Source organism: Flectobacillus sp. BAB-3569 (genome assembly GCF_002270355.1).
Lineage (GTDB): Bacteria > Bacteroidota > Bacteroidia > Cytophagales > Spirosomataceae > Flectobacillus > Flectobacillus roseus.
In genome coordinates, this window is the sequence record NZ_NJFZ01000009.1 from 158,691 (window position 1) to 174,543 (window position 15,853).

Consider the following 15,853-nt stretch of genomic DNA (forward strand, 5'->3'; position numbering starts at 1 on the left):
AATACTGAATATTTTAGAAACATAAATTCCAAATAAACATTGGTAAATTCTGTGAAAAAAGATTTTTTAACTTAAAAAATCGGCAAAAAGTTGCTTAATATTTGAAAAATTACCCCAAATTCATTATTTTAGATAAATGATTATTGATTTACATTATCTGCCAAGCCTAGAGTATTTTGCTTGCATTTTGCAGCACGATACCATTCAGATAGAGGCTTACGAGTATTACGAAAAGCAAAGTTACCGAAATCGTTGTAAAATACTTGCTTCAAATAAAATTGATGTTCTTTCTGTTCCAGTACAAAATGGAAACTCGAAAATTATCGTTAAGGACATTAAGGTCGAGTACCATCAAGATTGGGTACGTCGTCATTGGGGAGCTATTTATTCTGCCTATGGGAAAGCACCATTTTTTGAATACTATGCAGATTATTTTGCAAAAATATTTGAAAAGAAACCTGACTTTTTGTTCGATTTGAATATGGAGTTGCTGACAATTTGTCTTAAACTTTTGAAAGTCGAAAAAAAGATTATATTTACAGAAGAATACGAAAAAGTAGCTCAAAACGATTACAGAGGGCAAATACATCCGAAAAGGTCTTACAGCCAAAATAATATTTATGAGCCAATAATGTATCGTCAGAATTTTGGCAGTGATTTTGAGCCTAATTTGTCAATCCTCGACTTATTATTTTGTCAGGGAAATCAAGCCAGAAAGATACTTGAGCAATCAACTCTCAAATGAACAAACTTGGCGAATTTAGTGTTATTTAGGTAGTTTGGAAGTCTCAGTTGTCATTGCTTTTAAACTATGAACCAGAAAAACAGAAACTCTTTCGCATGGAGGCAAAATTTTCAAACAGAGTTAAGGAGGTAATCTCTCTAGCCCGCGAAGAAGCGATCAGGTTAGGACATGATTACATAGGCACGGAACACCTCGTTTTGGGTATGATTCGTGAAGGCGAAGGAATTGCACTCGAATTAATCAAGAAGTGTGGGGTAAATCTCGAAGACCTACGTATTACCATCGAAAAAGCTACTCAAGGAGTGGCTCGCTCTAATTACACCATTAAAAACAAACAGGATATCCCTTTGTCTCGTCAAGCAGAGAAAGTCCTTCGTGTGACTTACCTAGAAGCACGTATATTTAAAACGAATCTTGTTGGAACTGAGCACCTGTTGATGGCGATTCTCAGAGATGAGGACAACTTGGCTCGCCAAATTTTGGAAAAGTTCCAAATTAACTATGATATGATTAAGGACATGGTCGAATATCAATCTAACCCAAATATCAAATCGGGACCGTCTGATACAGATGATAACGATGATGACGCAAGATCTTTTGCGAGTGGCTCGGGCATGGGTAGTGGTGCAACGGCTAATAAGGGAGCAGAGAAATCTAAAACTCCAGTATTGGACAACTTCGGTCGTGACCTTACCAAAATTGCTGAAGCAGGAAAATTAGACCCAATTGTAGGTCGTGAAAAAGAAATCGAACGTGTAGCTCAAATCTTGTCTCGCCGTAAAAAGAACAATCCAATCTTGATTGGTGAGCCAGGGGTAGGTAAAACGGCTATCGCTGAAGGTTTGGCGCTTCGTATCGTTCAGAAAAAAGTATCTCGTGTGCTTTTTGGTAAACGTGTTGTTACTCTTGACTTGGCTTCTTTAGTGGCTGGCACAAAATACCGTGGTCAGTTCGAAGAGCGTATGAAGGCGGTAATGAACGAACTTGAAAAGTCTCCAGATGTAATCTTATTTATCGATGAGCTTCATACAATCGTTGGAGCTGGCGGTGCATCAGGTTCTTTGGATGCTTCAAATATGTTTAAGCCAGCTTTAGCTCGTGGCGATATCCAAGTTATCGGTGCAACTACCTTAGATGAATATCGTCAATATATAGAGAAAGATGGTGCCTTGGCTCGTCGTTTCCAAACTGTAATGGTTGATGCCACTACGGTAGAAGAAACTATCGAAATTTTGAATAACATCAAAGACAAATACGAAGATCACCACCACGTAACATACACTCCAGAAGCTATTGAGCAAGCGGTTAAGCTGTCAGAACGTTATATTTCTGACCGTTTCTTGCCAGACAAGGCTATTGATGTGTTAGATGAAGTGGGTGCTCGCGTACATATCTCAAATATTACAGTACCTGATGATATTGTGCAGTTAGAAGGAGCTATCGAAAATATCAAGAAGGAGAAAAATGCGGTAGTTAAATCTCAAAAATACGAGGAGGCTGCTCAGTTGCGCGACCGTGAAAAACGTTTGTTGGAGCAATTAGACAAAGCTAAACGTGATTGGGAAGAAGACACCAAACGTCGTCGTTACACAGTGGCTGAAGAAAGTGTAGCAGAAGTAATTGCACAAATGACTGGTATTCCAGTAAGTCGTGTTGCTGCTACTGAAGGTCAGAAATTGTTGAACATGAACGAGGAATTGAAAGGTAAAGTTATCGGTCAAGACCAAGCGATTGTGAAGTTGGTGAAAGCTATTCAACGTACTCGTGTAGGTTTGAAAGATCCGAAAAAACCAATCGGTTCATTCATTTTCCTAGGACCTACAGGTGTTGGTAAAACTGAATTAGCGAAAGTCCTAGCTGGATATTTGTTCGATAAAGAAGACGCTCTTATTCGTATCGATATGAGTGAGTACATGGAGAAATTCAGTGTGTCTCGCCTAATCGGAGCGCCTCCAGGATACGTTGGTTATGAAGAAGGTGGTCAATTGACTGAGAAAATCCGTCGTAAGCCTTATGCTGTTGTATTATTGGATGAAATCGAAAAAGCTCACCCAGATGTATTCAACTTGTTGTTGCAGGTTTTGGATGATGGTATCTTAACAGATGGTTTGGGTCGTAGAGTAGACTTCCGTAACACAATCATCATCATGACGTCAAATATTGGTGCTCGTGATTTGAAAGACTTCGGAACAGGTATTGGTTTCTCAACAAAATCTAAAGCAGATAGCTTAGACGAAACTGTAAAAGGAACTATCCAAAATGCTTTAAGAAAAGCATTCTCTCCAGAGTTCTTAAACCGTTTGGATGATGTAATCGTGTTCAATTCACTTGAGCGTGAACATATCCATTCAATTATTGATTTAATGTTGAAAAAATTGTTTACAAGAATTTCAGCATTGGGTTATACTGTGGAGTTGACCGAAAAGGCAAAAGATTTCATAGCAGAAAAAGGATATGACCAACAATATGGTGCTCGTCCTTTGAACCGTGCAATCCAGCGTTATTTAGAAGATCCTGTAGCTGAAGAAATTCTGAAAGGTGATTTAGCCGAAGGCGATGTTATCTTGGCTGATTATTCTGGTGAAGGAGATTCTCTAACATTGACTCGTACTTCTGCGGCGGCACCTGCAACAGAAGAATAAAATAAGTACGCTATTAAAAAGAGAGCTTGGAGAAAACTAAGCTCTCTTTTTTGTTTATGGATGTAGCATAATGGAATATAACATCAAAAACATGAACCATCCCTAATTTAGCGATTGAGTGATTATGTGAAAATTTGTATTCAATCAGTAGAGACGCAATGATTGTGTCTTAAGTTATTCATAACTAGGATAGTAGCATCAAAAAAGCGGTCGAAAACATATTTTTCGACCGCTTTTTTGATAAAAACTTCGAGAATAATCCCAATCCTGATAATTCGGGATGACTTATGTTTGATGATACCATGCTAGATTTTAACTCAGCATAGGACTAAAATATGTATTCACATAATCACTCATTCTCTCAATCAGTCAATCACTAAATTAGGGGGTGACTCATGTTCAATTCCTTTGAATTTAGAGTAAAGAATCCTTTCAGATGGAGCTTATTCTTTATTGACTTTACTTCTTACTTCATCAAATTTTGCACAATTACTCAAACAGTCTCCTTGTTTATTAAGCTTAAATTTGTTTTGACTGCTATCTGTCAGGTCATAGTTTCCTCCAGAATCTAAACTTACTGTGCTGAAGATACAAGGTGCTACTTTTGCATTAAATTTATTGATTAAACCCACTTGATTGACGCCTTTTGAAGCTACTGCTAATCCATTACTAAATGGTTCGAGAGACTGATATTCTGGGTTCACTTGGATTTTTCCTTTGGCATCTACGTATCCATATTTACCTTCTGCATTTTGCACTAAGAAATAATCTTCTTTAGAAGGTGCAAATGATTTGAACTGACATTTGGTGATATACTTACCTGAAATATCTAAAGTCCCCCATAAACCATCTAGTTTTATAAATAGAATTTGTCCTTGAGCAGTTGTTTGAATACTTTCAAAAGGCTCTGGTGTGATTACTTTAAAGTCATCTTCTCTTACTAAAATTATCTTTGCATTTTTACCCTTATCTTCTGTTCTAAATGTCTTGATGACATTCATATTTTGCATGATAGAATCGGTAACAGCATAACTAATTTTCCCCGCGTCAGGGTATTTGGTAATTGGTTGTACTATAATGCCACCATTGATATCGATTACTTTATCTGCTTTACAAGTTCCGATTTTACTCCCTTTGGCGTCTAAATTACAACTCACAATTTCTTTTACTACCAAAAGTCCTTTTTTGTTGATTTTTCCAACAGATTCATACATCAATGGAATAACTTCTTTGCCTTGTAGATTGATAAAACCAAATTTTACTCCTTTACCATCCACTACTTTACTAACAGGGATAAGGTCAAATTCTCCTAAACTTCCGATAGAGTTAAATTGCGGATTAATAATAACCTGAAAATCTTTATTGATTATACCCAACAGATTATTATCGTCTTGCACAATTGCTAAACCTCTTGAGTCAAAGTCACTAATGGCCTTGAAAGGTTTACTTACCTTTAAATTTTGAGCGTTGAAAACCTGTTGTTTATTCTCTTCAATACCTTTGATAAAACCTTGAGAATCTGCGTCTGTTAGTATTCCGTATTCAGGTTTTAAAAGAATATCTCCGTTGATAGTTGCCACGCCAAACTTATCACCAATCTTTACTTTCATTAGGCCATCCTTGCCTATAGGCGCAATCAAATCAAAGGTAGGAACAGGGGGCTGTTTATCTCCCAATTTCATAATTCCCCATTTGTTATTCAATTTGACTGCTAAACTTGTGTGACTAATAATGGTCATTTCGTCATAAAACGGTGAAAGAAACGTTCCCGTTTTGTCAAAGGAATTATCAATAATCGAATATTTACCACTCGCTATTTTGACTAAACTAAAACCATTAGACAGCGCTTTGGCTGAAACTACATTTTCAAAAATATCACTTTCGACACCATTGTTATCAACAAAAAACCAATTGTATTTTTTTACCAATGCTTTACCTAAGTTGAAAGGTTCTGCATCTTCATACTGTGCAGGTATATATTCTTCTCCACAAAGATTTACAAAGCCCCAGACTTGATCTTTTTTGATGCGTGCCATTCCTTCACGATAATTTTCAACAAAACCATATCTGACATTGCTTCTCAACCGGTCTAAGGGAAATGCTTCGATGCTTTTTCCGTCTAAATCTGTTGTTCTTTCGAGTGGAACCCCAGATTTGTTATTGAAGCACATGAGAGCGTTAGCATTTTTACCTCCATCCTTATTTTGTGCTTCGGTAGTTATGGCAAGTAAGACCATAAGTACTGTGAAAAATATGGATAGTGGGTAAGTATTTAATCGTGAGTTTTGTGTTACAAAATAAGTTTTCATAAGGATGTCTTATACAAAAGCAAGGTATAAATTAAAAGTTTGTTAGATTAATGAATATAAAATCGCGCACATTTCATGCCATTGTCCTAAAGAACAAGAATATTGTAGGCTACTTTATGTGCATCGAAGAAAATGCCGCAAATTTTTAATAAATGTTGGTGCGGTTTTAAAAGAGAATTGTTGAATACAATAGCTAAGTGAAGTGAACGGCGGTTTCAGAAGTTTCAAAAATAATCTGTTTTACTAGATTTTACAATAAAAACCTCTTCAAAAGTAAACGAACCACTCAATGTAAAGTCACCTTATTCTCTTGATTTATTTTGTCATCTTAGTTGGTTCTGCTATTTTTGGGATTCAAAAAACTTGAATGCATCTGGCAATCTGACATTTGTCGGCAAACATTCATTTTCATTAAATTATTCAACAACAATGGGTTTACTAGAAAATAAAGTAGCTTTAGTAACTGGGGCTTCTAGAGGTATCGGACGAGCAATTGCTATTCGTTTTGCTCAAGAAGGAGCTCAAGTGGCTTTTACGTATTTGTCATCAGTAGAAAAAGGACAAGCTTTGGAAGCTGAATTGGCCGCTTTGGGTATCAAAGCGAAAGGATATCGTTCTGATGCTTCTGATTATCAGCAAGCAGAAGATTTGATGAATCAAGTTGTTGCCGACTTCGGTAAAATCGATGTTTTGGTAAACAATGCTGGTATCACAAAGGACGGTTTGTTGATGCGTATGACTGAAGAACAGTGGGATACTGTAATTCAAGTAAACTTGAAGTCGGTATTTAACTTGTCAAAAGCTGCTACAAAACCAATGATGAAAGCAAAGTCTGGTTCGATTATCAACCTTACTTCTGTAGTTGGTTTGCGAGGCAACGCTGGTCAAGCAAACTATGCTGCCTCTAAAGCTGGTATCATCGGCTTTACAAAATCAGTAGCTTTAGAATTAGGTTCTCGTAATATTCGTTCAAATGCAATTGCCCCAGGTTTTATCGAAACTGAAATGACTGGTGAGTTGAATGAAGCAGCTACTGAAGAATGGAAGAAATCAATTCCTTTGAAACGTGGAGGTCAGGCTGAAGAAGTGGCAGACGCTTGCGTATTCTTAGGCTCGGATATGTCTCGCTATATCACTGGTCAAGTATTGCAAGTTGACGGTGGTATGTTGACCTAGGAAATGCCAATTTCCTACTAAAAAAGCAATAGGTTTTCAAACTCGAAGATCTATTGCTTTTTTGTTTTTACCACATTTTAAAAGTATTCTTGCCTTAAATTGCCATTTGTCGGGCTGTAACTTTGCAAAATCTTCCTTTTTAGGTTATTTTGAGTAAAATATCAATTGTGGAACGTCGTTTGCTTGATAGACGTGTTACTTTTCCTATTCTTAAAAATGTGGTCAAATGACTGAGGCTCGTTGTTTGCTAACGGACATTGTGAGTTTTGCCTAGTACTTTGTTTCTATGAAATTCGACTTTTTATTTCAATCATCTCCTTGGTTTATTTTACTCTGCTTGTTGGCAGGGGCGATTTACGCATTTGTTTTATACCAAATTTCTCCAACGCCTTGGAATAAATCTACCAATCGCCTACTAGCGGCTTGTCGCTTCGTTAGTGTAAGCTTAGTTTGTTTACTACTCCTTAATTTCTTGATTCGTCAGGTAACCCAGTCTGTTCAAAAACGTACTTTGGTGCTGGCTATTGATAATTCGCAATCTATGGGAGTTGCTAATAAGCAAATCTTGGATGGAGTACTTTCTCAACTAGAATCATTGAAAGAGAAGTTACAGGAAGAGGATTTTGAGATTTCTTGGGCAACGTTGGATGGACAAGATCCAGAAAAGGCAACAGATATTCAGTTTAATCAAAAAAGTACGAACCTTTCAAGTTTACTTTCTGGAATCAAAAATGCACAAGAGGGAAATAATCTTTCCGATGTGGTGCTATTATCTGATGGTATTGTTAACGAAGGTATCAATCCTAGTAGCGAAAAGTTTACTTTCACCGTACATACGGTTGGGCTTGGCGATACTATTCCCAAAAAAGATATAGCAGTAAAATCAGTCTATGCCAATAAGATTGCTTATTTAGGAAATAAATTCCCTGTTCAGGCAGATATTAGTGCTTATGGTTTTCAAGGAAAAACAGTAAGTGTTTATCTAAAGCAAGGTAGAAAAGTTTTAGAAAAGCAAGTTATTAATTTTCAGCAAAAAGATGATCTCAAAACAGTTACTTTCAATGCGCTAGCATCTCAAAAAGGAGTGCAACATTTTGTGGTTCAGGTAGATGTGCTTGGTGGTGAGTTTAGTAGCAAAAACAATCAACAAGATATCTATGTAGAGGTGATTGATGGAAAAGAAAAAGTTTTGTTGATGGCGCTTTCGCCACATCCAGATATCAAGGCCATCAAAAGTATGTTGGATAAGAATGAAAATTTTGAAATAGATGTCAAAATTTTGACCGAAAATCCATTTCCAGATTTATCAAACAAAAACTATGATGTATTGATATTACATCAGTTGCCAGATTATTTCAATTCTTATTCAAATATCTATAAACCATTACTTGATAAAGGAATACCAACGTTGTTTGTGCTAGGAAACCAAACGGGAACAACGTATCTCAATCAGTTGAATCAAGTAATGCGTATCAATTCTCAAGCAGGTCAGACCGACAAAGTAACTGGCTATTATAACGGCAATTTTAAATCGCTCAACTTTGAAGCAGTGTCCTTGGACTTAATCAAACAACTCCCACAGGTTTCGGTGCCTTTTGGTGATATTACACTTTTGCCAAATTCGGAAGTAATTCTTTATCAGAAAATAGGTTCATTACAAACACAGAAGCCATTATTCGCTATTAATACAGGACCGAAGAAATCTGCTATTTTTGCAGGAGAAGGTCTTTGGACTTGGCGTTTAGAGGAATTTGATTTGACCGAAAAGCAAGAATTAATAGATGATATATTCTTGAAAGTAGTACAATTCCTATCTGCTAAAGACGATAAACGTAAATTGAGAGTTTATCCCATTTCAAATGAGTTTTTGTTAAGCGATAAAGTTGTTTTTGAAACAGAGATATACAATGGCATTTATGAAAAAATGTATAATATCCCTGTGGCACTCGAATTAAAAGATGAAAAGGGTCGTGTTAGAAAATATAATTATACACCATCTGCTGATAACTCTAAGTTTGAAATTAGTGCCTTGCCTGCGGGCGTTTATCAGTACAAAGCCAATGCAAGTGTGTTGGGTAAAAACGAACAAAGCACAGGTGAATTTATTGTAAAAGATTTACAAGTAGAATTAAGTAATACTACTGCAGATTTTGATTTGCTAAGACAATTATCAGCACAAACAGGAGGGAAGTTTTTATCAGCAAGTCAGCTTTCACAGCTTGAAAAGCAAATTTTAGCGCACAAAGCTCCAGAAAAAATTGAGGCCAACGAAGACCTTAAAGAGTTTATTAATCTCAAATGGGTATTCTTCTTAATTATTGCATTGCTCACTACCGAATGGGTTGTTAGGAAGTATATGGGCGGGTATTAGGTTAATAATGAGGATGATTCGTTTCACAATTGTAATAATATTTGTTCGTTTTCTATATGATAATTGTGTATTTATAATGATTTATAAACAAGCGGATTGATATGGAAAATATAAAAATAATAAAGAGACGCTCTGATGATAACTGGATAGTTCGTTTACCTAGGAGGATGGAACATCTCACCAAACAAAACATACAACCAAGTAATAGAAATATTCAACCTAAAAGGTTTAATCCAGCCAAGAGCTTACACAATATCCTAAAAAGTACTTCTCTAAAAGTAGAGACTTACCGAAAGTATTATACAAAACCTTACTTATCTGAGGGAGGTGTTATTTCTTTTCCTGTAAGAGGAAAGAGAGACTTGATATTAATTGTTGAAAAAGTTTATGAGGAAAGTCCCAACTCAACTATTGAGATTCTAGAGTATAATAGTGAGCGTCCTTCACACCATGCAAAGAGTTTAGAAGAGGTTGAAACCGCACTTCAAAATTCAACTCAAGGAATTCTTGAAATAGCAAATAAGAGTCTCGCTAACGCTTACCAAGAATCAAAGGATAAAGGATTGACCGTCTGTGTGTTGAGAGGAAATGAAATTGTAGAAGAGTTTTCTGATGGCACAACCAATATTCTCAAAAAGATTAGTCCAAGAAAAAAAATAGTATCTAGAACCTTTACACTTAAATAGTTGGCTACACTATATGTATTTGCAGGACCAAATGGTTCTGGTAAAAGCACTATCACTGAAAGTATTAAAAGTGAAGTTGATATAGGTATTTATTTGAATGCTGATGAGATAGAAAAATCACTCATAGAGAATAGATGTTTTAGTTTCAACTCTTTGATTAATTGGGAGATAGAAGAAGCCTCCTTTAAAGATTTTTGTAGAGGTCATGGTTTAAACAAAAAAGTATCTGACCCTGATTGGCTAGAGAAGATACATCTGCAAGACAATAAATTATTTTTGGATGTAGGGCTAAATATCAATTCTTATCTGTCTGCGTTATTAGTTGATTTCTTACGTGTCGAGTTTATAAATCAAAAGGTGGATTTCAGCTTTGAAACTGTGATGTCTCATTCCTCCAAACTGGATTTATTGAGCTCAGCAAAAGAGAATGGCTACAAAATAGTTTTATATTTCGTAACAACAGAAGACCCAATAATTAACGTAATGCGAGTGCAAAACCGTGTTGAAAAAGGAGGGCATACAGTTTCTGAACAGAAAATAATTGAACGTTATTACCGTTGTATGAACTTGTTAAACGAAGCTATTAAAATTTCTGATGAAGCATACTTATTTGATAACTCAGGCGATGGAGAAGCAGCTGCTTATTTTGCTAAAGTTTTAAATGGAGAAAATTTTATTTTTAGTGACGAATGTGAAGAATATCCTAACTGGGTTGACAGATATATAAGTAATCGTGAAGAATAAGATTTAATTTATGTGTTTAGTGACAAGGCAACAGGCACAAGGCAAAGAGTGTTAAAATGTTTTTAACGACCACAGACATGCATTTTACCCCAAGCCCACCGCCGAAAGCCGTTACCTGAAAGCGCAAAGAACAATCTTAAATTTTATTTTGCTCACTAACTTAACTGGGAAAAATAATTAAATAAAATAAAGGTATTAGTCTTATTTCAAAAAGAAGCTCTCCCAAAGAGCTTCTTTTTTTTCAATGTTTTGAAAGATAGAACTTTACCCTATTGGCTACTCCGCATTTTTAGGAATCACCATCCGTAAGTATTTCCACCTAAAATAAATAATTTTAGTCAAATAGATGCATTTGGCCTAAAATCGCTATAGTTTGAACTCATGGCGTTATGAGTTATTGGATTATTTTGTGGTAATTTGTTGTGTGATTCAGAGGAATACCCAAATCTTATTTGGTTTTTTCTTTAAATTGCCATTGGTTCTTAGTTTTCGAAGAAAATTATCCTGATTTATATTTTGAAAATAGACTAAATCATGCGTTTTTCTACCTAAGACCTACCGATTATTCTCTATTCGTTACATATTATTTTTTTTACAATAAAGTTTATGAGTAATTCAGCAAGTACCTTGTTCGACAAAGTGTGGGATGCACACGTTGTTCGCAAAATTGAAGATGGTCCAGACGTATTTTTGATTGACCGCCACTTCATTCACGAAGTAACTAGCCCAGTGGCATTTTTGGGTCTTGAAACGAGAGGCATTAGTGTGCTTTATCCGGAAAGAACTTTCGCTACTGCTGACCATAACACGCCAACTATCAACCAACACTTACCTGTAGAGGATCCACTTTCTGCTAATCAGTTGAAAGCTTTGGAGACAAACACAGCAAAGTATGGTATCTCTCACTGGGGATTAGGTAACCCTAAAAATGGTATTGTACACGTGGTAGGACCAGAAAATGGTATTACTCTTCCGGGTATGACTATCGTTTGTGGTGACTCTCATACGTCTACTCACGGTGCATTTGGTGCAATTGCCTTTGGTATTGGTACATCTGAAGTTGAGATGGTACTTTCTTCACAATGTATCATGCAACCTAAGCCTAAGAAAATGCGTATCACTATCAATGGTACCTTGGGTAAAGGTGTTACACCAAAAGACGTTGCTTTATTCATTATCTCACAAATTACAGCATCAGGTGCTACAGGATACTTTGTAGAATATGCTGGTGAGGTATTTGAAAATATGTCGATGGAAGGTCGTATGACTGTGTGTAACCTTTCTATTGAAATGGGTGCTCGTGGTGGTATGATTGCTCCAGACCAAACTACTTTCAATTATTTGGAAGGTCGTGAGCTAGCGCCAAAAGGCGAAGCTTGGGAAAATGCTTTGGCTTACTGGAAAACTTTGAAGACTGACGAAGGTGCTACATTCGATCATGAATTGACTTACGAAGCTTCACAAATTGAACCTCAAATTACTTACGGTACAAACCCAGGCTTGGGTACAGGTATCACACAAAAAATCCCTACTGCATCAGCGGTAAAAGATGGCGAAGCTTCTTACAAGAAATCTTTGAACTACATGGGATTTGCTGAAAATGAGGAAATTATCGGTAAACAAGTTGACTACGTATTCTTAGGAAGCTGTACAAACGGTCGTATTGAAGACTTCCGTGCATTTGCTTCAATCGTAAAGGGACGTAAGAAAGCTGATAACATCACAGCATGGTTGGTGCCAGGCTCTCATATTGTTGAGGCTCAAATTAAAGAAGAAGGTATCTTAGATATCTTGACAGAAGCAGGTTTCTTGTTGCGTCAGCCAGGATGTTCAGCATGTTTGGCTATGAACGACGACAAAATTCCAGCTGGCAAATATGCAGTAAGTACTTCAAACCGTAACTTCGAAGGACGTCAAGGCCCAGGCTCACGCACACTATTGGCATCGCCATTAGTAGCCGCTGCCGCAGCAGTTACAGGTGTTGTTACTGACCCTAGAGAGCTATTGTAATTTTAGCTTTCGGCTGTAGGCTTTCAGCAATCGGCAAATTTTCTACACTCTTCAAAATATCTTAACCTTATGAGGGACTTTAGAAAACTTCATATTTGGCGACAAGCACATGAGATTTGTTTATTGATTTATAAAGAAACTCAATTGTTTCCAATTGAAGAGAAATACGGAATTACTTCACAATTGAGAAGAGCCGCTGTTTCTGTTCCTAACAATATTGCTGAAGGTTGTGGTACAATCGGAGAAAAAGAATTTGCCAGATACCTGAAAATAGCCTATAGTTCAGCTTCAGAGGTTGATTATTTGTTGTTATTATGTTACGATTTAGGTTTTTTGTCTAAGGAAAAGCATGAACTACTATTTTCTAATCTCACATCGCTGAAAAAACAGATTTTTAGTTTTATTATAAAATTAAATGCTGAAAGGATTTAGGTGTTAGCCTTTTATCGAAAGCTGACAGCCCATACCCGACAGCCCTCAAAAAATGGCTTACGATAAATTTCAAATATTAACTTCAACAGCTGTTCCGTTGCCATTGGAAAATGTGGATACGGATCAAATTATCCCTGCTCGCTTCTTGAAAGCGACTAAACGTGAAGGATTCGGAGATAACCTTTTCCGCGACTGGCGTTATAATGGTGACGACTCTCTTAAGCAAGATTTCGTTCTAAACAACCCAACTTACTCAGGTAAAATCTTAGTAGCAGGTCGTAACTTCGGTTCAGGTTCTAGCCGTGAACACGCTGCTTGGGCTATCTATGACTACGGTTTTCGTTGTGTAGTTTCTAGCTTTTTTGCAGATATCTTCAAAGGTAATGCCTTGAATATCGGTATCCTTCCAGTACAAGTTAGTCCTGAGTTTTTGGACAAAATCTTCCAAGCTATCGAAGCAGACCCTAAAGCAGAATTAGTTGTTGACCTTCCAGCTCAGACTATCTCGATTGCTGCCACTGGAGAAAGCGAAAGTTTTGCTATCAACGGTTACAAAAAACATAATATGCTGAACGGTTTTGATGACATCGATTATTTACAATCAATGAAAGAAGAAATCAAAACATTCGCAGAGAAGAGTTTGTACTAATATAGCACATGGCTTTCGGCCATCAGCTATCGGCATCAGCATTAAATTTTTTTGCTGAAAGCCTATAGCTGATGGCCGAAAGCTGTTAGCCATCAGCTAATGAGACATATCGAAATTATGGACACCACTCTCCGCGATGGAGAACAAACCAGTGGTGTATCTTTTTCCGCTCCCGAAAAACTGACAATTGCACAACTTCTGTTACAGGAAGTAAAAGTCGACAGAATTGAGATTGCTTCTGCTAGAGTATCCGAAGGCGAATTCCAAGCTGTAAAAAAAGTTACAGAGTGGGCTTCCGAAAATGGATTTATCGATAAGGTAGAAGTATTGACATTTGTCGATGGAGAAACCTCAGTAAATTGGATGCTGGAGGCAGGGGCTAAAGTAATGAATTTGCTTACCAAAGGTTCCCTCAACCACCTAACCCACCAACTCAAAAAACACCTGAGCAACATTTTTCAGATATTGCTAAGGTTATCGAACTCGCTGGTTCAAAAGGTATTGATTGTAATGTTTATCTCGAAGACTGGAGTAATGGAATGCGTAATTCTCAGGAATACGTATTACAATATTTAGATTTTTTGACGAAACAACCTATCAAAAGAGTCCTTTTGCCTGATACGCTTGGGGTTTTGACACCAAGAGAAACATTCGAGTATATCGATTTGTTGGTGAAGCGCTATCCAAATACGCATTTTGACTTTCATGCACACAACGATTACGATTTGAGTATCGCCAATGTGATGGAAGCCATCAAAGCGGGAGCTCATGGCTTGCATTTGACAGTGAATGGTATGGGCGAGCGAGCTGGCAACGCCCCTCTCTCGAGTGCTATTGCTATTATCAATGACTTTATGAAGGAGGAGGCTACAACTTCTGTTAATGAAAGTTCATTGTATACCATTAGTAAATTGGTTGAAACATTCTCTGGTTTCCGTATTCCTGTGAACAAGCCAATTACTGGTGAGAATGTATTTACACAAACTGCAGGTATTCATGCAGATGGCGACAACAAAAAAAATCTTTACTTCAATGACTTGATGCCAGAGCGTTTTGGTCGTCAACGTAAATATGCATTGGGTAAAACCTCAGGCAAAGCTAATATTGAGAAAAATCTTCAGGAGCTAGGTATTAAATTAGATGATGCCGATCTCAAGAAAATCACTCAACGTATTATTGAACTAGGCGATAGAAAAGAGGTGGTAACGCGTGAAGATTTACCATACATTATTTCCGACGTTCTTGATAGCAATACTATTGAAGAAAAAGTCATTGTATTGAATTATGTATTGACACATTCTAAAAACCTTAAACCTTCTGCTACAGTTCAAGTACAAGTTCGTGAGAGAATTTATGAGGAAAGTGCTCAAGGAGATGGTCAATATGATGCTTTTATGAATGCCTTAAAAAAGATATACTGTCTCAAAGGTGTTTCATTGCCAAATCTTACCGATTATGCCGTTCGTATTCCTCCAGGTGGAAAAACCGACGCCCTTTGCGAAACTATCATTACATGGGATTACAATGGCAAAGAGTTTAAAACCAGAGGGCTAGATTCAGACCAAACTGTATCCGCAATCAAAGCGACACAGAAGATGTTGAATATTATTTAGTTAGGTTCAAAGTGAATTAGGCACAAAGGCACAAAGTGTGTTAAGTGCGTGGAGTACAATCAATAATATTCTTAGGTTAGCATCTATTCTACACTATGACACAAATAAAAAGTTTTAGAGATTTATTGGTTTGGCAAAAATCTATGAATCTTGTTACTGACATATATCAACTTACGAGAAATTTTCCTCAGGCGGAAATGTTTGGACTTACTTCTCAATTACGTAGAGCAAGTATTTCAATTCCAAGTAATATCGCTGAAGGTTATGGACGAAATACTTCTAAGGGTTATCTTCGATATTTGCAGATTGCGCTTGGGTCGTTATACGAAATTCAAACTCAATTAGAGATAGCCAGTAACCTACATTTTCTTGAGATTTTTGATTTTAATAAGATGATAAGTTTGTGCTTAGAAATAGAAAGAATGTTAACGAGCTTAATCGCAAAAATAAAAGCTAAAATAGCTTAATATATAAAT

Annotated in this window: 11 protein-coding genes and 1 pseudogene; 11 read left to right on the forward strand and 1 reads right to left on the reverse strand. The window is 36.7% G+C overall.

Annotated elements, in window-relative coordinates; all coding sequences use genetic code 11:
* The first annotated feature begins 136 nt into the window (after positions 1-136).
* Complete coding sequence (locus BWI92_RS09925) at positions 137-745, forward strand: WbqC family protein (protein ID WP_095162692.1); 609 nt, start codon at positions 137-139, stop codon at positions 743-745.
* A 95-nt stretch (positions 746-840) separates the two neighbouring features.
* The gene (locus BWI92_RS09930) at positions 841-3,387 is read left to right on the forward strand and encodes an ATP-dependent Clp protease ATP-binding subunit (protein WP_095162694.1); all 2,547 of its coding nucleotides are present in this window, start codon (positions 841-843) and stop codon (positions 3,385-3,387) included.
* Positions 3,388-3,830: 443 nt separating this feature from the next.
* On the opposite strand, the gene BWI92_RS09935 is transcribed toward BWI92_RS09930, so the two are convergent.
* A complete protein-coding gene (locus BWI92_RS09935) occupies positions 3,831-5,696 on the reverse strand; it encodes a WG repeat-containing protein (protein WP_095162696.1) in 1,866 nt (621 codons plus the stop codon).
* Positions 5,697-6,125: 429 nt separating this feature from the next.
* On the opposite strand from BWI92_RS09935, the gene fabG reads away from it, so the two are divergent.
* From fabG to BWI92_RS09980, 9 genes and pseudogenes are all read left to right on the forward strand, one after another.
* Positions 6,126-6,872, forward strand: coding sequence for a 3-oxoacyl-[acyl-carrier-protein] reductase (gene fabG, locus BWI92_RS09940; RefSeq protein WP_095162699.1), 747 nt, complete (start codon positions 6,126-6,128; stop codon positions 6,870-6,872).
* A 286-nt stretch (positions 6,873-7,158) separates the two neighbouring features.
* Positions 7,159-9,243 carry a hypothetical protein gene (locus tag BWI92_RS09945; RefSeq protein ID WP_095162700.1) on the forward strand — a complete coding sequence of 695 codons (2,085 nt, stop codon included), beginning with the start codon at positions 7,159-7,161 and terminating at the stop codon, positions 9,241-9,243.
* A 101-nt stretch (positions 9,244-9,344) separates the two neighbouring features.
* Complete coding sequence (locus tag BWI92_RS09950; protein WP_095162702.1) at positions 9,345-9,929, forward strand: hypothetical protein; 585 nt, start codon at positions 9,345-9,347, stop codon at positions 9,927-9,929.
* Positions 9,930-10,673 carry a zeta toxin family protein gene (locus BWI92_RS09955; protein WP_095162706.1) on the forward strand — a complete coding sequence of 248 codons (744 nt, stop codon included), beginning with the start codon at positions 9,930-9,932 and terminating at the stop codon, positions 10,671-10,673.
* 606 nt (positions 10,674-11,279) lie between these two features.
* Positions 11,280-12,683 carry a 3-isopropylmalate dehydratase large subunit gene (leuC, locus tag BWI92_RS09960; RefSeq protein WP_095162708.1) on the forward strand — a complete coding sequence of 468 codons (1,404 nt, stop codon included), beginning with the start codon at positions 11,280-11,282 and terminating at the stop codon, positions 12,681-12,683.
* 69 nt (positions 12,684-12,752) lie between these two features.
* Positions 12,753-13,115: a four helix bundle protein gene (locus BWI92_RS09965; protein WP_095162710.1), complete on the forward strand. Its 363-nt coding sequence runs from the start codon at positions 12,753-12,755 to the stop codon at positions 13,113-13,115.
* A 52-nt stretch (positions 13,116-13,167) separates the two neighbouring features.
* Positions 13,168-13,764, forward strand: coding sequence for a 3-isopropylmalate dehydratase small subunit (leuD, locus tag BWI92_RS09970; protein ID WP_095162712.1), 597 nt, complete (start codon positions 13,168-13,170; stop codon positions 13,762-13,764).
* Between the two features lie 99 nt (positions 13,765-13,863).
* Positions 13,864-15,377 (forward strand): annotated as a pseudogene (locus BWI92_RS09975) (alpha-isopropylmalate synthase regulatory domain-containing protein).
* Positions 15,378-15,472: 95 nt separating this feature from the next.
* Positions 15,473-15,844 (forward strand): four helix bundle protein, encoded by a 372-nt coding sequence (locus tag BWI92_RS09980; RefSeq protein WP_217903397.1) that lies wholly within the window; start codon positions 15,473-15,475, stop codon positions 15,842-15,844.
* Positions 15,845-15,853 lie beyond the last annotated feature (9 nt).

Excerpts from the sequence above, each read along its gene's own strand:
- BWI92_RS09925 (WP_095162692.1), top strand. The coding sequence starts at position 137 with ATGATTATTGATTTACATTATCTGCCAAGCCTAGAGTATTTTGCTTGC.
- BWI92_RS09930 (WP_095162694.1), top strand. The coding sequence starts at position 841 with ATGGAGGCAAAATTTTCAAACAGAGTTAAGGAGGTAATCTCTCTAGCC.
- BWI92_RS09935 (WP_095162696.1), bottom strand. The coding sequence starts at position 5,696 with ATGAAAACTTATTTTGTAACACAAAACTCACGATTAAATACTTACCCA.
- fabG (WP_095162699.1), top strand. The coding sequence starts at position 6,126 with ATGGGTTTACTAGAAAATAAAGTAGCTTTAGTAACTGGGGCTTCTAGA.
- BWI92_RS09945 (WP_095162700.1), top strand. The coding sequence starts at position 7,159 with ATGAAATTCGACTTTTTATTTCAATCATCTCCTTGGTTTATTTTACTC.
- BWI92_RS09950 (WP_095162702.1), top strand. The coding sequence starts at position 9,345 with ATGGAAAATATAAAAATAATAAAGAGACGCTCTGATGATAACTGGATA.
- leuC (WP_095162708.1), top strand. The coding sequence starts at position 11,280 with ATGAGTAATTCAGCAAGTACCTTGTTCGACAAAGTGTGGGATGCACAC.
- BWI92_RS09965 (WP_095162710.1), top strand. The coding sequence starts at position 12,753 with ATGAGGGACTTTAGAAAACTTCATATTTGGCGACAAGCACATGAGATT.
- leuD (WP_095162712.1), top strand. The coding sequence starts at position 13,168 with ATGGCTTACGATAAATTTCAAATATTAACTTCAACAGCTGTTCCGTTG.
- BWI92_RS09980 (WP_217903397.1), top strand. The coding sequence starts at position 15,473 with ATGACACAAATAAAAAGTTTTAGAGATTTATTGGTTTGGCAAAAATCT.